General features: G+C 61.5%; 16 protein-coding genes. 12 read left to right on the top strand and 4 right to left on the bottom strand.

Features of this window, described 5'->3' with window-relative positions:
- The first annotated feature begins 183 nt into the window (after nt 1–183).
- Complete coding sequence (locus tag OH720_RS14510) at nt 184–1,806, top strand: MFS transporter (RefSeq protein ID WP_008059725.1); 1,623 nt, start codon at nt 184–186, stop codon at nt 1,804–1,806.
- A gap of 851 nt (nt 1,807–2,657) precedes the next feature.
- Here OH720_RS14510 and OH720_RS14505 read toward each other — a convergent pair.
- Entirely contained in the window at nt 2,658–3,026 is a 369-nt protein-coding gene (locus tag OH720_RS14505) for a DUF427 domain-containing protein (RefSeq protein WP_272606185.1), read from the bottom strand.
- A gap of 256 nt (nt 3,027–3,282) precedes the next feature.
- On the opposite strand from OH720_RS14505, the gene OH720_RS14500 reads away from it, so the two are divergent.
- The 4 genes from OH720_RS14500 (at nt 3,283) to OH720_RS14485 (ending at nt 8,833) form a co-directional block, all read left to right on the top strand.
- On the top strand, nt 3,283–5,232 hold the full coding sequence (locus OH720_RS14500) for a DNA topoisomerase III (protein WP_272606184.1): 1,950 nt from the start codon (nt 3,283–3,285) through the stop codon (nt 5,230–5,232).
- A gap of 203 nt (nt 5,233–5,435) precedes the next feature.
- Entirely contained in the window at nt 5,436–7,175 is a 1,740-nt protein-coding gene (locus OH720_RS14495; RefSeq protein WP_272606183.1) for a dipeptidase, read from the top strand.
- Between the two features lie 229 nt (nt 7,176–7,404).
- Entirely contained in the window at nt 7,405–7,863 is a 459-nt protein-coding gene (locus tag OH720_RS14490) for an REP-associated tyrosine transposase (protein WP_272606182.1), read from the top strand.
- Nucleotides 7,864–8,272: 409 nt separating this feature from the next.
- Entirely contained in the window at nt 8,273–8,833 is a 561-nt protein-coding gene (locus OH720_RS14485) for a lipid-binding SYLF domain-containing protein (RefSeq protein ID WP_272606181.1), read from the top strand.
- A gap of 90 nt (nt 8,834–8,923) precedes the next feature.
- On the opposite strand, the gene OH720_RS14480 is transcribed toward OH720_RS14485, so the two are convergent.
- The 3 genes from OH720_RS14480 to OH720_RS14470 all read right to left on the bottom strand — a co-directional run bounded on the left by OH720_RS14480 (nt 8,924) and on the right by OH720_RS14470 (nt 12,832).
- On the bottom strand, nt 8,924–10,177 hold the full coding sequence (locus OH720_RS14480; RefSeq protein ID WP_272606180.1) for an OprD family porin: 1,254 nt from the start codon (nt 10,175–10,177) through the stop codon (nt 8,924–8,926).
- 94 nt (nt 10,178–10,271) lie between these two features.
- Nucleotides 10,272–11,576, bottom strand: a complete 1,305-nt coding sequence (locus OH720_RS14475; protein WP_272606179.1) for a CitMHS family transporter — start codon at nt 11,574–11,576, stop codon at nt 10,272–10,274.
- Between the two features lie 173 nt (nt 11,577–11,749).
- Complete coding sequence (locus tag OH720_RS14470) at nt 11,750–12,832, bottom strand: 4-oxalomesaconate tautomerase (RefSeq protein ID WP_008059745.1); 1,083 nt, start codon at nt 12,830–12,832, stop codon at nt 11,750–11,752.
- Nucleotides 12,833–12,999: 167 nt separating this feature from the next.
- On the opposite strand from OH720_RS14470, the gene OH720_RS14465 reads away from it, so the two are divergent.
- The 7 genes from OH720_RS14465 to OH720_RS14435 all read left to right on the top strand — a co-directional run bounded on the left by OH720_RS14465 (nt 13,000) and on the right by OH720_RS14435 (nt 19,123).
- The gene (locus tag OH720_RS14465; protein ID WP_032831601.1) at nt 13,000–13,890 is read left to right on the top strand and encodes a LysR family transcriptional regulator; all 891 of its coding nucleotides are present in this window, start codon (nt 13,000–13,002) and stop codon (nt 13,888–13,890) included.
- 96 nt (nt 13,891–13,986) lie between these two features.
- Nucleotides 13,987–14,658, top strand: coding sequence for a GntR family transcriptional regulator (locus OH720_RS14460; RefSeq protein WP_180206900.1), 672 nt, complete (start codon nt 13,987–13,989; stop codon nt 14,656–14,658).
- A gap of 114 nt (nt 14,659–14,772) precedes the next feature.
- Nucleotides 14,773–15,705: a 4-hydroxyproline epimerase gene (locus OH720_RS14455; RefSeq protein WP_272606178.1), complete on the top strand. Its 933-nt coding sequence runs from the start codon at nt 14,773–14,775 to the stop codon at nt 15,703–15,705.
- Nucleotides 15,702–16,817, top strand: a complete 1,116-nt coding sequence (locus tag OH720_RS14450; RefSeq protein WP_272606177.1) for an NAD(P)/FAD-dependent oxidoreductase — start codon at nt 15,702–15,704, stop codon at nt 16,815–16,817. The genes OH720_RS14455 and OH720_RS14450 overlap by 4 nt, the downstream gene beginning before the upstream one ends.
- Nucleotides 16,810–17,046 carry a 2Fe-2S iron-sulfur cluster-binding protein gene (locus tag OH720_RS14445; protein ID WP_008059756.1) on the top strand — a complete coding sequence of 79 codons (237 nt, stop codon included), beginning with the start codon at nt 16,810–16,812 and terminating at the stop codon, nt 17,044–17,046. The genes OH720_RS14450 and OH720_RS14445 overlap by 8 nt, the downstream gene beginning before the upstream one ends.
- On the top strand, nt 17,043–18,299 hold the full coding sequence (locus OH720_RS14440) for an NAD(P)/FAD-dependent oxidoreductase (protein ID WP_272606176.1): 1,257 nt from the start codon (nt 17,043–17,045) through the stop codon (nt 18,297–18,299). Before OH720_RS14445 ends, OH720_RS14440 begins: the two co-directional genes overlap by 4 nt.
- A gap of 74 nt (nt 18,300–18,373) precedes the next feature.
- The gene (locus OH720_RS14435; protein ID WP_272606175.1) at nt 18,374–19,123 is read left to right on the top strand and encodes an AraC family transcriptional regulator; all 750 of its coding nucleotides are present in this window, start codon (nt 18,374–18,376) and stop codon (nt 19,121–19,123) included.
- Nucleotides 19,124–19,144 lie beyond the last annotated feature (21 nt).

Raw genomic sequence — 19,144 nt, 5'->3', positions numbered from 1 at the left:
TCGCGATGAACCTGAGAGCAACGCGGGGTGTCAGGCTCCCCGCATTATCGTTGACCTCCATCGCGAGCAGGCTCGCTCCTACAGGTAACGGGTACACCTGATTTATGGATAAACGCGGCACCCGCCCACAAGGCCGGCGCCGACAGTGGAACAACAAAAACAATCACTGTGAGGGATACCGAAATGTCAGAACACGTTCAGCCCCTGGAAGCCGTGCGTAGCGCGGGCACCAGCCAGGAAACCCAGAAAGTCATCTTCGCCTCGTCGCTCGGGACGGTCTTCGAGTGGTATGACTTTTTCCTCTACGGCGCCCTCGCTGCGGTCATCAGCAAGCAGTTCTTCGCCGGGGTCAACGACACCACGGCGTTCATCTTCGCCTTGATGGCCTTTGCCGCCGGCTTCATTGTCAGGCCGTTCGGCGCCCTGGTGTTCGGGCGGTTGGGGGACATGATCGGGCGCAAATACACCTTCCTCGCCACCATCGTACTCATGGGCCTGGCCACCTTCTGTGTCGGCCTGCTGCCCAATTACGCGAGCATCGGCATTGCTGCGCCGATCATCCTCGTGGTGCTGCGCATGCTCCAGGGCCTGGCGCTGGGCGGGGAATACGGCGGTGCCGCGACCTACGTGGCAGAGCACGCGCCGATGGGCAAGCGTGGCTTCCACACCAGCTGGATTCAATCAACCGCCACCCTCGGCCTGCTGCTGTCGCTGCTGGTGGTACTCGGCTGCCGGTACTTCACGGGCGATCAGTTCGAAGTCTGGGGCTGGCGCATTCCGTTCCTGTTCTCGATCATCCTGCTGGGCATCTCGACCTGGATTCGCCTGAGCCTGCACGAGTCGCCTGCGTTCGTGAAGATGAAAGAGGAAGGCAAACTCTGCAAGTCGCCGATCCGCGACTCCTTCGGCAAGTGGGAAAACCTCAAGGTGGTGCTGATCGCCCTGTTCAGCATCAACGCCGGGCAAGCGGTGACCTTCTACGCGGCGCAGTTCTACGTGCTGTTCTTCCTCACCCAGTTCCTGAAAATGGACCCTGCGGTGGCCAACGGCTTGCTGATCGTCAGTGTGACCATCGGTGCGCCCTTCTTCATTTTCTTCGGCTGGCTGTCGGACAAGGTCGGGCGCAAACCCGTGCTGATGCTTGGCCTGTTGCTCGCCACCGTGTTGTACTTCCCGATCTTCAAGACCCTGGCCCACTACGCCAACCCGGCCATCGACCTGGCCAGCCGCCAGGCGCCGATTACCGTGCTCGCGGATCCGGCCACCTGCACCTTCCAGTTCGACCCGGTGGGCAAGGCGAAATTCGACAGCCCGTGCGACAAGGTCAAGACCTTCCTGGTCAAGCAGGGCCTGCCATACCAGAGCGCAGCGGCCCCGGCCGGCAGCGCTGTGCAGGTCAGCGTCGGTGACGTGAAGATCGACGGTTTCGACGAAGCGGCCCTGCGTGGCGCAGTGACCCTGGCGGGTTACCCGCAACAGGCCGACATGCAGCAGATCAACAAACCGATGATCGTGGCCCTGATCGTCGCGCTGATCATCATCTCCGCCATGTGCTACGGCCCGTTGGCGGCGCTGATGGTCGAGCTGTTCCCGACCCGCATCCGCTACACCTCGATGTCCCTGCCCTACCACATCGGCAACGGCTGGTTCGGCGGCTTCCTGCCGACGGTGTCCTTCGCCCTGGTGGTCTACACCGGCGACATCTTCTACGGGCTGTGGTACCCGGTGCTGATCACCGGGGTGAGCCTGGTGGTGGGCATGCTGTGCCTGCGTGAGACGCGTAACGTCGACCTGGATAAAAACTGACGCGAACCTAATGACCATGCCCTGCAATGCGGCGCATGGTCGTGGTTTGCCGGGTACATATCCATTGCTGCGGTAACGGCCACCTAGGGTTTCGCCCTTACGGCGACTCACTTTTGGAAGAGCCGGAGTGCCGGCCCAGCCAAAAGTAAGCAAAAGGCTCTTGCCCCACCACTCGGTGCCTCGCCTAGGCTCGGCATGCCCTCACTCCGGCATTGCTCCGTGGGTCGCCCAGATCAAAAACAAAAGCGAGGCGGCCTGACAGCCGACCTGACTTTTACGGGTGTTCCTGATCCCCTGTAGGAGCCAGGCTTGCCGGCGAACCAGGCGCTGCGGTGTATCTGCAATACCGCGTCATCGTTCTTCGCCGGCAAGTCGGATCGCCGCACCGCTGGCTCCTACAAGGGGAATGCGTACGGCTCCCGATCAGGTCGGCTTTAAGGCCGCCTCGCTTTTGCTGTTGCTTTGGCTTTTGATTTTCTTGCCCCATCGAGAGGCTTCGTTCCGGTTCTGCGCAGTGGGTAAACCGGCATGGATGCCGGTTTAGCCGCGCTGGGCCAAGGATGGCCCATCGCGGCGACCCACGGAGCAGGACCGGAGCGAGGGTATGCCGAGCATTAGCGAGGCACCGAACGCCAGGGGCAAGAGCCCTTGGTTACTTGGGGCTCTTCCAAGTGACTCGCTGTAAAAGCGAAACCATAGGTGGCCGTTACCGCAGGAATGGATATGTACACCTGAAGGAATAGCGTCGGCTGTGAGGCCGCCATCGTCGGAACGCCACCTGGAGCCGACTCGCTCCCACAGTAGATCGGGTACATCCGAGAGCGAATAGTGTCACCGCAAAAGCCTGTCCATCACTCATCAATATCGATCAACTCAAACGTCACCTGATCCGGATAGAACGCCACATACTCTTGAATCTGCCTGACAGACACCTTGGGGTTTTCGTAGCTCCAGACCGCATTGGCGCCTTCATGTCCCGGAACCTGCAGACTGAAATAACTGGCATCGCCCTTGTAGGGGCAATAGCTGGTGTGGTCGGTACGGGCGTAATACTTTTCATCGATGTCCTCGCGCGGCACGTAGTACACCGGAGGGTAATTGGCCTCCAGCAACACCAGCGCACGAGCGGACGCTGCCACCTGAAATCCGTGGAACTTCACCAGCAGGCAGCCAGGCTGCTCGGCGATGGTGATGACAGGGCTGGGACCGGAGCTTTTCATGGAAAACAATCCTCATGACAGAAATTGATCTGTAGGAGCGTGGCTTGCCCGCGAAGGGCTGCGCAGCGGCCCCAAAACCTGAGACCACGATGTATCAGGTATAACCCAGATTCCCCAACAACGATGGCCTCACAGCCAAACGGCCTGCGCAACCAAACGCAACTAAAAAACTGTACATCCATACAGATAAAGATTGCTCTCGCGCCCGACTCACGCCATCCTGTGCACTTGCGCACATTGATCGACGATGGTGGTTATGCGGCTGTACCTCTGTGAAAAACCTTCCCAGGCCAAAGACATTGCGGCTGTGCTCGGCGCGCGGCGGCGCGGTGACGGCTGCTGGCTGGGAACGGACGTCACGGTGACCTGGTGCATCGGCCACCTGCTGGAAACCGCGCCCCCGGATGCCTATGACGCACGCTACAAGCGCTGGGTACTGGCAGACCTGCCGATCATTCCCGATAAATGGAAAATGACCGTCAAGCCGCGCACGGCCAGCCAGTACAAGGTGGTCAAGCGCCTGCTCGGCGAAGCGCGCGACCTGGTCATTGCCACCGACGCCGACCGTGAAGGCGAAATGATCGCCAGGGAACTGGTGGAGCATTGCCGCTATCGCGGTCCGATCCAGCGGCTGTGGCTGTCGGCGCTGGACGATGCCTCGATCCGCAAGGCCCTCGCCGCACTCAGGCCCGGTGCGCAGACCTTCAGCCTCTATCATTCGGCACTGGGGCGCTCCCGGGCCGACTGGCTGATTGGCATGAACATGAGCCGGCTGTTCACCTTGCTCGGACGCCAATCCGGTTATCAGGGTGTCCTGCCGGTCGGCCGGGTGCAGACGCCGACCTTGCGCCTGGTGGTAGATCGCGACCGTAGCATCGCCGCCTTCGTGCCCGTGCCCTACTGGGCTGTCGAGGTGCAGCTACTGCATAACGGCACCACCTTCACGGCACAATGGCGAGCCGCTTCGGACGTGTGCGACGACCAGGATCGCTGCCTGAACCAGGCGCTGGCCCAACAAGCGGCAGCGGCCATGCTCGCCGCCGCCAGCGCCAGGGTCCTCAAGCTGCGCACCGAACGGATGCGCGAAGTGGCGCCGCTGCCATTCGACCTCGGCACCTTGCAGGAAGTCTGCTCGAAAAAGCTCGGGCTCGGTGCCCAGGAAACCCTCGACATCGCCCAGGCGCTCTACGAAACCCACAAGGTCATCACCTACCCGCGCAGCGACTGCGGCTACCTGCCCCTCAGCCAGCACAGCGAAGCACCGGGAATTCTCGCGGCGCTACGCCAGGCCGACCCGGCACTGAACGCCTTGCACGATTACCTGGAGCCCCAGCGTCGCTCACGGGCCTGGAACGATGCCAAGGTCAGCGCGCACCACGGCATCATCCCCACCGCCGCGGCGAAAAACCTCGATCGCCTGGTAGGCAAGCAGCGCGCGGTCTACACCTTGATCCGCGCCCGTTACCTGGCGCAGTTCCTGCCCAATCACGAGTTCGATCGCACCCAGGCCGACTTCGATTGCGCTGGCGAGGCCTTGCGTGCCGTCGGCAAGCAAATCGTCGAGCCCGGCTGGAAACGCGCCCTGCCCGAAGCCCTTGCGCCCGCCAAGGGCCGCGAAGCACCCGCCCCGCAAACCCTGCCCAACCTCAGGGAGGGCATTGATTGCGCGGTGGCCGATGTGCAACTCAAGGACCTCTGGACGCAACCGCCCAAACCCTTCACCGAGGGCGACCTGATCAAGGCCATGAAGAACGTCGCCAAGCTGGTGGAAGATCCATTGCTCAAGCAAAAGCTCAAGGACACCACCGGCATCGGCACCGAAGCGACCCGCGCCTCGATCATCCAGGGCCTGCTCGACCGTGGTTACCTGATCAAGAACGGCAAGGCGCTCGCCGCAACCCCGGCCGCTTTCAGCCTGATCGATGCGGTACCGCGCGCCATTGCCGACCCGGGCACTACGGCCATCTGGGAGCAGGCCCTGGACATGGTGCAGAGCGGGGAAATGAGCCTGGACGAATTCGTCACCAAGCAGGCAGCCTGGATGAGCAAGCAAGTCAGCCGCTGCGCCGGCCTGAGCCTGTCCATCAGCGGGCCGGCCAGCCCCGCCGGGCGAGGCGCGGCACCGTGGAAAAACAAGCGCAAGCCGGCCAAGCGCAAGCCTGCGACCGCCGGCAAACGTGGAGCAAAAGCAGCCAAGTCAACGTGATAAGCCGTGCGCCTGCGCGTTGTTGAGCCACGTTAAGCATTGCCAGTTCGGGGTTTTCATTTCTGCGCCGCTTTTGCATTTCTGTGCGACAGATCCCACTTCAGGGGCTCCCCACCCCATCCTTGCGGTGTTAGCTTGCGGATGTTTCTGATTAAACGATCAGATATTTCCTACAAACTGCCTGCAAAGGAATGCCCCCAGCAATGGACTTTTCACTCAAGCACTTGGCCGCAGCCACCCTGATGCTCGCCAGCCTGTCGTCGTTCACCAGCGTTGCACACGCCAACATCACCGCGCAACAGAGCGCGATCATCCTCAAGACGTTCAGTGATGACTCGGTCACGGATTTCAGGCAGTTCCTGAAAAACCTGGCCAAGAGCAACGTAGCCAAGGCCGACGAGCTCGGCCCGGCCATCAGTGCCTTCCTCGATAACAAGGCACTGCCCCCTGAACAGCAAAACGAAATCCATCGCCTGCTTGGCCTCTACACACGGATCAAGTACGGCAGCGCGGCGACCGAAACCCTGCGGGAACTGGTAGCCATCCCGACCGTGCGCGTGGACGGCGTTGCCCAGCACGACAATCCCGAGTTCATCAAGATCGCCGAGAAGATCAAGAGCCTGGCCGAATCGTTCAACCTGAGCTTTCGCAACATCGACAACCGCGTCTATGAAATCTCCCTGCAAGGCGCTGGCGACGAAGTCGTGGGGATTCACGCCCACGCCGACGTGGTGCCGGTGACGCCAGAGAACTGGGTGCTGCAGGACGGCACTCGACTCGATCCGTTCAAGGTCACCCTGGTGGGCGATCGCATGTATGGCCGGGGCACCGAGGATGACAAGAACGGCATCGTGGTCGCGCTCTACGCCATGAAGGTCATCAAGGAAGAGAAACTGCCGCTGGCCAGGAACTTCAAGCTGCTGGTAGACACCACCGAGGAAACCACGGGCGACGCCATCCCCTACTATTTCGAGCGCAACCCGACGCCCAACTATAATCTGGCGCTGGATGGCGGCTACCCGGTGGTGATCGCCGAGAAAGGCTACGGCACCGTCATGGCCAGCTTCGCCAAGCGCAAGGCTCAAGGCAAGGGCGCCGAAATCACCTCGATGACCGGCGGCCTGGCCACCAACCAGATTCCCTCGACCTCGGTCGCCACCCTGGTGACAGACAAACCCGCGGAACTGGCCGCCAGTCTGCAAAAGGCCGGTATCGAGTACGCCATGCGCAATGGCGGCAACTTCGACATCGCCACCAAGGTAGTCGGCAAGGACGTCATACTGACCGTCACCGGTGTGTCCGCCCACTCCTCCGAACCCGAGTCCGGCGTCAACCCGGTGGCCAGGATGCTGGACTTCATCAACAGCCTCGACGGCCAGGTCGCGCTAAAGCACAACCACATCACCGACGCCGCCCGCTATGCCGCCGACAATTGGGGCCTGGACTACCTGGGTGGCAAATTGGGGGTGGGTTTCGCCGATGAATTCATGGGCCCGCTGACCACGTCGCTGACCTATGTCGGGATGGATGACAAAGCCTTCAAGCTCGCGGTCAACCTGCGGGTGCCCAAGGGCAAGTCCCCGGAAGTGCTCAAGGCCGAAATCGCTAAGAAACTGGATGCCTGGAGCAAGAACAGCAAAATCGCACCGGCCTTCGACTACTCCATCGCCGAACCGATGTACCGCAACCCCGAGGGTGAATGGGTCAAGGCCCTGCTCGCCGTGGCCAGCGAAAACCTCGGCATGGAGCACAAGTTCGGCACCTCCGCCGGCGCCACCTCGGTGCACGAACTGCCCAACGGCGTACAATTCGGCCTGGCCATGCCGGACGTCAAATACACCGGTCACAACGACAACGAGTTCAAGACCACCGAGCAGTTCCTGCTCGACCTGCAGATCGTGACCGAAATGATGGGCCGTATCGGGCAGTTGCCGAAGCTTTGATTCTCCGGGTGGGGTCGCCGGCCTTGTAGGAGCCAGCGGTGCGGCGATCCGACTTGCCGGCGAACCAGACGCTGGGGTGTATCTGTTGCACCGCGTTACCGTTCTTCGCCGGCAAGCCGGATCGCCGCCCGCTCGCTCCCACAGACACATCAGGAACAACTGTTCACCATCGATCTTCCCCCGGCGTTCTAGCCTGAGCTGACAACGCCATGATCAAGGAAGATGCCCCATGCCAACCATTCGCCATGCACATCGACTGCGTATCGGGCGCTATTCAGCGCCGGGGCAGATCTATCTGGTCACGACCATCGTTCAGAACCGGAACCCCGTATTTAAAGACTTCATGCAAGGCCGCCTCGTGGTCGATGCACTGAGGAAAGCTCAGGAAGAAGATCTGGTGCTTTCGTTGGCCTGGGTCGTCATGCCGGACCATCTCCATTGGCTGTTCGAGCTCAAAAACAACACGCTCACTTGCATAATGGCGAGGACAAAATCACGCATCGCGCTAGCGTTGAATCGCTCGATCGGGCGCGACGGGGCACTCTGGCAACATGGCTTTCATGACCGAGCGATCCGCAGGGACGAAGACCTGCCGGCGGTGGCGCGCTATGTCGTGGCCAACCCGTTGCGAGCGGGATTGGTCGAGAAAATAGGGGACTATCCGTTGTGGGATGCCGTGTGGCTGTAGGAGCCAGCGGGCGGCGATCCGACTTGCCGGCGAACCAGACGCTGCGGTGTGTCTGTTGCACCGCGTTATCGTTCTTCGCCCGTAGGAGCCAGGCTTGCCGGCGAACCAGGCGCCGCGGTGTATCTGTAACACCACGTCATCGTTCTTCGCCGGCAAGTCGGATCGCCGCACCGCTGGCTCCTACAGGGGTACCATCGAACACTAACGCTGAACGCGCTCACCACTCAGTGGTCACAACAAGTGATGGCATCGCAACTGATCACTGGCCTCAGGCCTGCTTCCTTCAGCCGCGACGCTTGCGATTCACACATTCCAGGGCGCGCCGGATACCCTTCAGTGAGTTCGGATCCTGCCTGACGCAGGCGCCGACTGCTGCTGCCATCCAATGCTCCCTCATCGGAGTACGCAAATGACTCAATCCATACGGTTCTTCCTGACGGCCTTGCTCGCAGTAGCTGCATTGGCATCGGCCAGTCTCCTGAACACGGCAGGCGCCGCCACCGCCGAGGATCTCAATACCGACTCGCGGCAAGCGTTGCAGACGCTCTACAAAACCAATCCCTTTTCCGAAACCATCTCGCAAAAAGCCAAGGCCGTACTGGTCTTCCCGAAAATCATCAAGGCCGGCCTGGTATTCGGCGGCAGCTACGGCGAAGGCGTTTTGATGAAGGGCACGAAAGTCCAGGACTATTACAACTCCGTCAGCGGCTCCTGGGGATTGCAGGCAGGCGCGCAGTCCTATGGCTATGTGGTTTTCCTGATGACCGACAAAGCGGTGAAATACATCACTGAAACCAAAGGCTGGGAAATCGGTGTAGGGCCAACGGTGGTTGTGGTGGATGAAGGGGTTGCCAAGAACCTGTCCAGCTCGACGCTCAAGGACGACGCCTACGCGTTCATCTTCGACCAGCAAGGATTGATGGCCGGGATCAGCATCGAAGGCACGAAGATTTCATTGATCAAACGCTAGAGCCGGCCGTTCAGTTGATCGTTGGGCAAGCAATGGCAGCCTGTGCCTACGTGTCAGGCAAGGCTGCCACGCCATAACATCAAGGCCTGCTTACCAAAGCGCCATATCGTAGGTGAAATAAATGCGATTGCTGTCGCGCCCACGTGCGAAGTCCGCGCGGTAGACATAGTTGCGTAGCTTTACACCCACGCCTTTGAACGCACCGCTCTGGACCACGTAAGCCAGTTCGGTGTCACGCTCGGACTCTTTGATCTGGGTGTCGGACTTGCCATCGTTGCCCTTCAGGTATCGCGTCATGAACGTCAGGCCTGGCACGCCCATCGGTGCAAAGTCATAACCGTAGCTGAGCATCCAGGTTTTCTCGTCCTCCTCGATGAACTTGCCGATACCGGCGTTGCTGAACGAGTAGACCGTGGCACCGCTGATGTAGGGCAGCCCGGCATCGCCGCTGAGGGTTTGATAACCACCGCCCACTGTGTGCCCCGCCACCGTGTAGGACACCAGGGCACTGAGCATGTCGTTATCGATCTTCGAGGCATAGGCGCGGCCCGCGTCATGGCTGTTGAAATAGCGCAGGTCGCCCGTCAGGGTCCCGCGCCCTAACGCTATATCGTGCTGGATGCCGGCGAAGTCCTGGCGATAGAAATTTTCCAGCTCGCCGTGGAAGTAGCTCAGGCGCGTGTTCTTGCCGAGCTTGTAGTCGCCGCCGGCATAGGTGAAATCACCGCCCTTGTCGCCCGAATAGCCATCAGGAATGATCGGGACGCTGTCGGTGGAATCACGCTGTTTGAACCGATTCAGACGGCCGCCGGTCAGGGTCAGATTGTCGATATCCAGGCTGGTGACCTGGCCGCCCTCGTAGGTCTGCGGTAACAAGCGTGCATCGTTGTAGATCAGTACTGGCGTCTTGGGTAGCAGGGTTCCGTACCTGAGGGTGGTCTTGGCCAGCTTGATCTTCGCCGTGGCGCCGGCACTGGAGAACTCATCGGCGGCGCGTCCATCGTCGTGCACCGGTAGCAGCCCGGTACCGCTGCGGCCACGTCCCGAGTCCAGCCTCACCCCCAACAAGCCCAAAGCATCAACGCCCACGCCCAATGTCCCCGGGGTAAACCCCGACTGATAGTCCAGCAGGAAGCCCTGCGCCCACTCGGTACGCTCACTTTTAGCAGTGCTCGCCGCACGGGCACTCAATCCATGTTCATCACGAAAGTTTTCATTGAAGTACACATTGCGCAGCTGCAACTTCAGTTTGCTGTCGGCGATGAAATCGCTCGCATCGACAGCGGCAATCGGTAATACCCCCATGAGAGGTAAAAGCGCCCTGCTGATCAAAGAATGGGGCATGTCGAACTACTCTTGTTGTTGTTTTTCAGGATGCAGGTATCCGCGCGCCGGCAGTCGGCGCGTGAAACGCGTCTAGAGGTGAGTCAGGGGTGAATCAGGCGAACAGCGTCAAGGCACCGGTCAGCAGGGCTAAAGCTGTGATCACCAGGGAGGTGAGCACTGCCCATTTCACGGTGGCACGCTGGAAGTCGCCAATGTCGCGATCGACCATCCCGACCAGCAACAGGGTCGAAGCCACCAACGGGCTCATCAAGTGCACCGGCTGCCCCAGGACCGATGCCCTGGCAATTTCCACCGGGTCAATACCGTAGGCAGCAGCGGCGTTTGCGAGGATCGGCACCACGCCGAAGTAGTAAGCATCGTTGGACAGCACGAACGTCAGCGGCATGCTGGTAATCGCCACCACCAGCGGAAACAGATGCCCCCAGGACGGTGGAATCCACTCCACCAATGTCTGTGCCAGTGCATCGACCATTTTCGTGCCGGAGAAAATCCCGGCGAAGACACCGGCCGCGAACACCAGCAGCACCACGGTCATGGCGTTGCCGGAATGGGCGAGGATGCGTTCCTTTTGAATGTCCAGCTGCGGGTAGTTGATCATCAGCGCCAGGACAAAACCGATCAGGAACAAAATCGCCGAATGGGCCAGCCCCATCACCAGCGCAATCATCACTCCGGTCACCAACAGCAGGTTCACATAGGCCAGCTTCGGACGCTTGTACGGTGTGTCTTCAAGAATGGCCTTGATGTAGCAATCACCACCGCCGCTCTGCAGCTGCGTATTGCCGATTCGCTTGCGCTCGGCGCGCCCCAGCAAAAATGCCGTGAACACCACCCAGGCGGCACCGCCGATCATGGTCGGCAATAACGGGATGAAGTATTCCCCGGCATCCACCCCCAGCGCGGCAATCGCCCGGGTGGCCGGACCGCCCCACGGGCTCAAACCGCTCATGATGCTCAGCGACAGCATGGAAATCGTTGCCAGGATCATCGGGTTCATGCCGATACGCTTGTACAACGGCAACATCGCCGCACAGGTGATCATGTAGGTGGTCGTGCCATCGCCATCCAGCGCGACAGTCAACGACAGCAGTGCGGTGCCGATGGCGATTTTCATCGGGTCGCCATTCACCCGCTTGAGGATTTTGCGGATCAGCGGGTCGAACAGTCCCGAGTCGATCATCAAGCCGAAAAACAGGATCGCGAACAGCAGCAACGCGGCCGACGGCGCGACCATTTTCAGGCCGTCGAGCATCATTTTGCCGGTGGTCCCGCCAAAACCGCCGATCAGGGCAAAGACGATCGGCACAACGGTCAACGCAACGATTGGCGACAAACGCTTGGACATGATCAGGTAGGTGAACACTACCACCATGGCCAGGCCGAGTAAGGCGAGCATAGGGCATCTCTCTTGTTGTTATTAATGGCGAGGCCGACGCACAGGCGAACGACCCCGAGACTACCAGACGTTGCAGTGCGCTATGTCCGGTGGTGGGTAATGACGAGCGCGTTTCATGGCATCACCCATTTTTACAATTGTGCTGATACAAATACCCAGGCACCGTCAGATCACTAGCCGGCGAGTCGCTGGGAAATCGGGGCATAGACGAAACCGGAGAACAATCGTCGTGCCGTACGCACCACCGAGGCGCGGATGGTCTGACCGTTATCGCCGACGTAGGACAACACGACATCGATGCCGCCACTCGGGTGCTCGATACGCACCTGTTGCAGGCGCGGACCTGCGGTGTTGCCGAGCATCCGGGCCACTACGCTGCCCTCGCTGACACAGGCAGTCGCCACGCCGATGGAGCCGGTAATGGCCAGCGCGCGATGGCAGTTGTGGGGCATGAAGTAGCGAACCTGCAACGTGCCACCCGCCTTGGCCGGTGAAACCAGCACCGGTTTGGGGATGACCTTGTCGCTGACATCGCCCAGCCCCATCGCCCTGCCGGCCTGCAACCGCAAGGCTTCGAGCTGGCGCAGAAAATCCTTGTCGGCGTCCAGCTCGGCTGGGGTTTCATCGCCGCGCTTGGCCAGATGACGGGCCTCGATGATCAGCATCGGCATGGCCATGTCGATGCAGGTAACAGGCACCCCATCGAACACATCCAGGGTATTGCCGGTCGGGAAAAGTTTGCCGGTCTTGCTGCCGGCAGCGTCGAGGAAGGTCAATTGCACGGGTGCCGCACTGCCAGGCACGCCATCGATGACCGTGTCGCCCTCGTAGCTGACTTTGCCGTTGGGCGTGTGCACGTCCGAAGTGACGAAGGTGCCGGTGTTGAGGTTGCGAATGCGCACCCGGGTCAATCCGTTGCCCGCCTTGACCAGGCCCTGCTCGATGGCGAACGGGCCAACCGCGCAGAGCATGTTGCCGCAATTGGGCGCGGTGTCGACGCGACGTTGGGAGACCATGACTTGAACGAACAGATAGTCGACATCCGCATCAGGATGCAGCGACGGGCTGACGATCGCCACCTTGCTGGTTTGCGGGCTGCCGCCACCGATGCCGTCAATTTCCAGCTCATGGCCAGAACCCATCAGGTTGAGCAGCAGTTCGTCACGTTCTGCGATCGCAACCGGTAGATCCCAGGCGAGAAATACCGGGCCCTTGGAAGTACCGCCACGCATTAGCACACAGGGAATTCGTTGCATGAATACTGACTCTTGTTGATCAATCGGAGCAATTGATGTCTTGTGAGCAAGAGTCTCAGGCTTTGAAAATTGTTTCCAATGCAAATATCAGCCTGATTATTGCGTTTGACGAATGATAAATTTAGGATGATTTCGCTGGATCACCCTCGTCTGCTGAGATAAAACAATTGAATTATGAGCTCAATGACATCCGGTCTTTCGTGAAGATCGCAGAACTTGGGAGCTTCCACGAGGCTGCCGATGCATTGCATCTCTCTCAACCCGCGTTGAGTCGCAGAATGAAAAAGCTTGAAGAGGGGTTGGGAACAGCCCTCCTTGATCGCACGACAAGAAGGGTAAGCCTCACCAGCGTCGGGCGAGACTTCCTGCCCAAGGCACGACGTTTACTGGATGACTTCGACGACTCGATACTTAACATCCGGGAGCTGGCGGAGCGCCAGAGCGGCCGTGTCACCCTTGCCTGCATCCCGACCGCCGCCTTCTACTTCCTCCCTTCGGTCATCCGCCTCTACAACGAGCGCTATCCACAAATCCGCATTCGCTTGCTCGACCTGAGTGCGAACGAAGGGCTGGAGGCTGTCCTGCGTGGCGAAGCCGACTTTGGCATCAACATGATGAGCGGACAGCACCCGGACATCGAGTTCGTGCCGTTGGTCAACGAGCCTTTTGTTTTGGCGTGTCGACGCGATCACGAGTTGGCCGAACGCAGCTCGGTCACCTGGTCTGAACTCAGCAATTACCGGCTGATCGGGGTCGGTCGCCTGAGCGGCAACCGCATGTTGCTTGACCATGCCTTGTCAGGCTTGAGTTGGCGTCCACAGTGGTTCTATGAGGTGCAACACCTGTCTACGTCGCTAGGGCTGGTGGAAGCCGGATTAGGCGTTTCGGCAATGCCGAGCCTTGCAATGCCGGCTGTGGATCATCCAACGTTGGTCAGCGTCCCCTTGATCGAGCCCATTGTGAACCGATCGTTGGGACTGGTTTACCGCCGAGGCGCCTCACTGTCTCCGGCAGCGGAAAAATTCGTCTCGATACTGCTGGAACAGTGGGAGCAATGAGCTCAATCAGCGATACCCATCCGGTGCGCATAGTCGACGTCCTGGTCGATGAAATTCGTATACCATATCTCTAACTCAATCCGAACGACCGCCGCCGTGAACCCACCCAAATTCAACGCTCCCGACCTGGGCAATGCGCCTTCGACATCGGAAATCATCACCCGCCACCTGCGTGACGCCATCGTCGCCGGGCACTTCGCCGAAGACGAGCCTATTCGCCAGGACGACATCGCCCGGCAGTTCAACGTCAGCAAGATTCCGGTCCGCGAGGCCCTCAAGCGCCTGGAAGCCGAAGGCCTGGTGATGTTCCAGCGCAATCGCGGGGCAATGGTCACGCGGGTGTCCGATGCCGAACTGGCACAGATGTTCGAAGTGCGCATGTTGCTCGAAGACAAGGTGCTGCGCCTGGCCATCCCCAACATGACCGAAGCCACCTTCGCCCGCGCCGAAAGCATCTGCCAGGAATTCGTCGGTGAAGATGACGTGGGCCGCTGGGCCGAGCTCAACTGGGAACTGCACGCCTGTCTCTACGAGCCGGCGCAACGTCCATTCCTGGTGAGCCTGATCCGTTCGGTCAACGACAAGCTGGAACGTTACCTGCGGATGCAGATGAGCCTTTCCGCCGGTAAGGAGCGTGCCGACCACGAGCACCGGGAGATCGTCGAAGCCTGCCGCGCCGGTGACGTCGACCGGGCGGTGAAGCTGCTCGACGAACACATCGCCGGGGTCTGCAAGACCTTGTTCGAGCATCTGCCGCACCACCATTGACAGTCCGATCTACTGTGCCGATTTCGTCATCGGCGCAAGATAAAACCATCAAGCCGGCATCCCCTCGCACGGGCCACTCTTGCGTTCACTCATCTGAACGGACGTGGCCCTGTCATGAAACGCATCACCGTGATCGACTCCCACACTGGCGGCGAACCCACCCGCCTGGTGACCGCCGGCTTTCCCGACCTGGGCACCGGCAGCATGGCCGAACGGCTTCGGCGGCTGGCTGCAGACCATGATCAATGGCGCGCCGCCTGCGTGCTGGAACCACGGGGCAGCGACGTGCTGGTTGGCGCGCTGCTATGCGAACCAGTCGACCCCGCCGCCTGCGCCGGGGTGATTTTCTTCAACAACAGCGGCTACCTCGGCATGTGCGGCCACGGCACCATTGGGTTGGTGGCCTCGCTGACGCACCTGGGCAAGATCGGTCCGGGCGTGCACAGCATCGAAACGCCGGTCGGTACGGTGCAGGCCACCTTGCACGACGACCACTCCGTCAGCGTGCGCAACGTGCCGGCCTACCGTTATCGCAAAGCCGTGGTATTGCAGGTGCCGGGGATCGGCCAGGTGGTCGGTGATATCGCCTGGGGTGGCAACTGGTTTTTCCTGATCGCCGAACATGGCTTGCGCATCGCCAATGACAACCTCGAGGCGTTGACCGCCTACACCTACGCCGTGCAGCAGGCACTGGACGTTCAGGGGATACGCGGCGAAGACGGCGGGTTGATCGACCACGTCGAACTGTTCGCCGATGACGCCCGGGCCGACAGCCGCAACTTTGTACTCTGCCCCGGCAAGGCCTATGACCGTTCGCCCTGCGGCACCGGCACCAGTGCCAAGCTGGCGTGCCTGGCGGCCGACGACAAATTGCAACCGGGACAGATCTGGCGCCAGGCCAGCGTGATCGGTAGCGAGTTCGAAGGCTCCTACGAACGACAGGGCGAACGCATCGTACCGACCATTCGCGGTCGCGCCTTCATCAGTGCCGAGGCCAGCCTGATCATTGAACAGGACGACCCCTTTGCCTGGGGCATTCGCCCATGAACCAGGGCCTGGTGGCCGATGTGATCGTGATCGGTGCCGGTATCATCGGCGCCGCCTGCGCCCAGGCGCTCACCCGGCGCGGCTTGCGCGTGCTGGTGCTGGACGCGGGCCTGCACGGCGCGACGGCCGCCGGCATGGGCCACTTGCTGGTGCTGGACGACAATCTGGCCGAACTGGCCCTCAGCCAATACTCGCTGCAACGCTGGCGCGAACAGGCACCGCAACTGCCCGACAGCTGCGCCTACCGCTGCAACGGCACATTGTGGCTGGCGGCCAATGCCGAAGAAATGGAAGTGGCCCGCAGCAAATACCTGAACCTGCAGGCCCAGGGCATTGCCTGCGAGTTGATCGCCCGCAACGCCCTGCGTTCCCGTGAGCCCGAGCTACACGACGGCCTCGAAGGCGGTTTATTGATCACCGGCGACGGCATTCTCTACGCCCCGGCGACCGCCAACTGGATGCTCGACACCCCTGGCATCGAACAACGACGGGCACGGGTCAGCGAGGTCGATGGCAACCGCGTGCGACTCGAGGATGGCCAGTGGTTGAACGCCGAAGCCGTCATATTGGCCAACGGCATCCAGGCCAATGACCTGTGCCCCGAGTTGCCGATCGAACCGAAAAAGGGCCACTTGCTGATCACAGACCGCTACCCCGGCAAGGTCACCCACACGCTGGTGGAACTGGGCTACGTCACCAGCGCCCACAATGCCGCGGGACCGTCGACCGCCTGCAACATTCAGCCCCGTCCCACCGGGCAGCTGTTCATCGGCGCCTCGCGACAATTCGGCACCACCGACCCGCAGGTCGAAAGCTGGATGCTGGCGAAAATGCTCAAGCGCGCCAGCGAATACATGCCGGGCCTGGCCCAGCTCAATGGCATCCGCGCCTGGACCGGTTTTCGCGCCGCCAGCCCCGATGGCCTGCCGCTGGTTGGCCAGCATCCCAAACGCAAAGGCCTGTGGCTGGCGGTCGGGCACGAGGGACTCGGGGTCACCACGGCCCCCGGCACTGCCGATTTGCTGGTCGCGCAATTGTTCAACGAGACGTCGCCACTGGCGGCACAACCCTATCTGCCGCAACGCTTTCTGGGAGAGCCCCTATATGCCTGACTTGATCATGGACGGCCGCACCCTGAAGGTGGCCGAGGGCACGACGGTGGCCGCGGCCCTGGCACTGGCCGGCGACGGTTGCAGTCGCACTTCGGTCAGCGGAGAGCGCCGCGCACCGTTGTGCGGCATGGGCATCTGCCAGGAATGCCGGGTGACCATCGACGGTCGCCGCCGCCTGGCCTGCCAGACGCTATGCCAGCAGGGCATGCAAGTGCAGACCCGAGCATGAACGAATACGCCGACCTGCTGATCATTGGCGCCGGCCCCGCCGGCATGAGTGCCGCCCTCGCCGCGGCACCCAGTGGCGCACGCATTGTGGTGCTCGACGACAACCCGTTGCCGGGAGGCCAGATCTGGCGCGACGGGCCAAAGGCCAGCCTGCCGAATCAGGCCCGGCAGATGCGCGAGCGGCTGCACGCCCACAGCAATATCCGCCACCATGCCGGTACCCGGGTGATCGCCCTCGCCGGGGCCAGACAATTGCTGGTGGAAGACGCCGACCACGGCTGGTTGATCGGCTATGACCAACTGATTCTGTGCACCGGTGCCCGTGAATTGCTGCTGCCCTTCCCCGGCTGGACACTGCCTGGGGTGACCGGCGCGGGCGGACTCCAGGCGTTGATCAAGGGCGGCCTGCCGGTGCAGGACGAGCGTGTGGTGATCGCCGGCAGCGGGCCGTTGTTGCTGGCCAGCGCGGCCACCGCGAAACATAACGGTGCCCGGGTGCTGCGCATCGCCGAGCAGGCCGCTGCGGGCGCGGTCGCCGGGTTCGCCCTGCAACTGCCGCGCTGGCCGGGCAAGCTGGTGCAATCCTTCAGTCTGTTCGACCGCCAATACCGCACCGGCACCCACGTCGTGGCGGCCTTGGGCAACGAACGGCTGGAAGCTGTGCGATTGCGGCATCAGGGCAAAATCGTCGAATTGGCGTGTGATCGCCTGGCCTGCGGCTTCGGCCTGATTCCCAACACCCAACTCGGCCAGGCCTTGGGCTGCGCGCTCGATGGCTCGGCGCTTGCGGTGGATGTTTGGCAAACCACAAGCCGCGCCGACCACTACGCCGCCGGCGAATGCAGCGGTTTCGGCGGCAGTGAACTGGCGCTGGTCGAAGGGGCAATCGCCGGTCATGTGGCCGTGGGCAACACCGCGGCGGCACGGGATTTGTGGCCACGCCGGGCGCGCTGGCAGGGTTTCGCCAAGGCGTTGAACAGCGCCTTCAGCCTCGACCCGCAGCTCAAGTCGCTGGCGCAGCCCGACACGCTGGTCTGTCGTTGCGAAGACGTGCCCTATGCGGCATTGGCCGGACACACTGACTGGCGCGAGGCCAAACTGGCCAGTCGCTGCGGCATGGGCGCCTGCCAGGGCCGGGTGTGTGGCGCTGCCTTGCAGTATCTGTTCGACTGGCAACCCTCGGCGCCCCGGCCGCCGTTCAACCCGGCACGCATCGAAACCCTGATGTGCCTGGATGACACCCCGCCGGCGTAAACGCTCGCGCCGGGGTTTCGGGGGCGCTGCCGAGTCTTTATAGTCCCGGTAGTCGCCACCAGGCCCCCGTTGATATGTTCCCCTCACTCAATCACTTCAAACCCTGCGACCTGCCGACGCTGCTGAACAGTTTGCAGGCCATCGCGACGCTGCTCGATACCCTGACCGACGTGGTGTTTTTCATCAAGGACAGCGAGGCCCGCTACGTTTTCGTCAACCAGACCCTGGTTAGACGTTGTAGCTTGAAGCACAGTGACCAACTGCTGGGGCTGACAGCGGACCGTGTCTTCCCGGAGCGCTTTGGCCCGATTTACACCGAGCAGGATCGGCGGGTGCTGGCCACCGGCCGCGAATTGGCCGATCAACTGGAACTGCACCTGTATTTCGGTAACCAGCCGGTCTGGTGCCTGACCCATAAACTCGCGCTGCGCGATGAACAAGGGCGGATCGTTGGCCTGGCCGGCATCTCCCGCGACCTGCAACTGCCCCAGTCCAACCACCCGGCATTCCAGAAACTGGCCGCGGTGGACGCGCACATCCGTCGCCATTTTGCCCGACCTGTCAGCCTTGCCGAACTGACGGCAATCGCGGGCTTTTCGGTTGCGCAACTCGAACGCCATTGCAAACGGGTGTTCCAGCTCACCCCACGGCAGATGATCCACAAGTGCCGGCTCGAAGAAGGTACGCGGTTGTTGCTGAATACCGAGCTGCCCATCACCGAAATCGCACTGCGCTGTGGCTACACCGACCACAGTGCATTCAGCCGCCAATTCCGTGCCCTCACCAGCCTTTCGCCCAGCCAGTTCCGCGATCGTGGTCGTTAGAATGTTCCTTTAAGGGGCGCC

The organism is Pseudomonas sp. WJP1, assembly GCF_028471945.1.
Lineage (GTDB): Bacteria > Pseudomonadota > Gammaproteobacteria > Pseudomonadales > Pseudomonadaceae > Aquipseudomonas.
Note: the sequence above shows the minus strand (reverse complement) of the source record. Positions and strands in the feature narration are given on the sequence as shown.

Excerpts from the sequence above, each read along its gene's own strand:
- OH720_RS14485 (WP_272606181.1), top strand. The coding sequence starts at position 8,273 with ATGACTCAATCCATACGGTTCTTCCTGACGGCCTTGCTCGCAGTAGCT.
- OH720_RS14440 (WP_272606176.1), top strand. The coding sequence starts at position 17,043 with ATGAACGAATACGCCGACCTGCTGATCATTGGCGCCGGCCCCGCCGGC.
- OH720_RS14450 (WP_272606177.1), top strand. The coding sequence starts at position 15,702 with ATGAACCAGGGCCTGGTGGCCGATGTGATCGTGATCGGTGCCGGTATC.
- OH720_RS14500 (WP_272606184.1), top strand. The coding sequence starts at position 3,283 with ATGCGGCTGTACCTCTGTGAAAAACCTTCCCAGGCCAAAGACATTGCG.
- OH720_RS14445 (WP_008059756.1), top strand. The coding sequence starts at position 16,810 with ATGCCTGACTTGATCATGGACGGCCGCACCCTGAAGGTGGCCGAGGGC.
- OH720_RS14470 (WP_008059745.1), bottom strand. The coding sequence starts at position 12,832 with ATGCAACGAATTCCCTGTGTGCTAATGCGTGGCGGTACTTCCAAGGGC.
- OH720_RS14475 (WP_272606179.1), bottom strand. The coding sequence starts at position 11,576 with ATGCTCGCCTTACTCGGCCTGGCCATGGTGGTAGTGTTCACCTACCTG.
- OH720_RS14495 (WP_272606183.1), top strand. The coding sequence starts at position 5,436 with ATGGACTTTTCACTCAAGCACTTGGCCGCAGCCACCCTGATGCTCGCC.
- OH720_RS14480 (WP_272606180.1), bottom strand. The coding sequence starts at position 10,177 with ATGCCCCATTCTTTGATCAGCAGGGCGCTTTTACCTCTCATGGGGGTA.
- OH720_RS14490 (WP_272606182.1), top strand. The coding sequence starts at position 7,405 with ATGCCAACCATTCGCCATGCACATCGACTGCGTATCGGGCGCTATTCA.
- OH720_RS14455 (WP_272606178.1), top strand. The coding sequence starts at position 14,773 with ATGAAACGCATCACCGTGATCGACTCCCACACTGGCGGCGAACCCACC.
- OH720_RS14435 (WP_272606175.1), top strand. The coding sequence starts at position 18,374 with ATGTTCCCCTCACTCAATCACTTCAAACCCTGCGACCTGCCGACGCTG.
- OH720_RS14505 (WP_272606185.1), bottom strand. The coding sequence starts at position 3,026 with ATGAAAAGCTCCGGTCCCAGCCCTGTCATCACCATCGCCGAGCAGCCT.
- OH720_RS14510 (WP_008059725.1), top strand. The coding sequence starts at position 184 with ATGTCAGAACACGTTCAGCCCCTGGAAGCCGTGCGTAGCGCGGGCACC.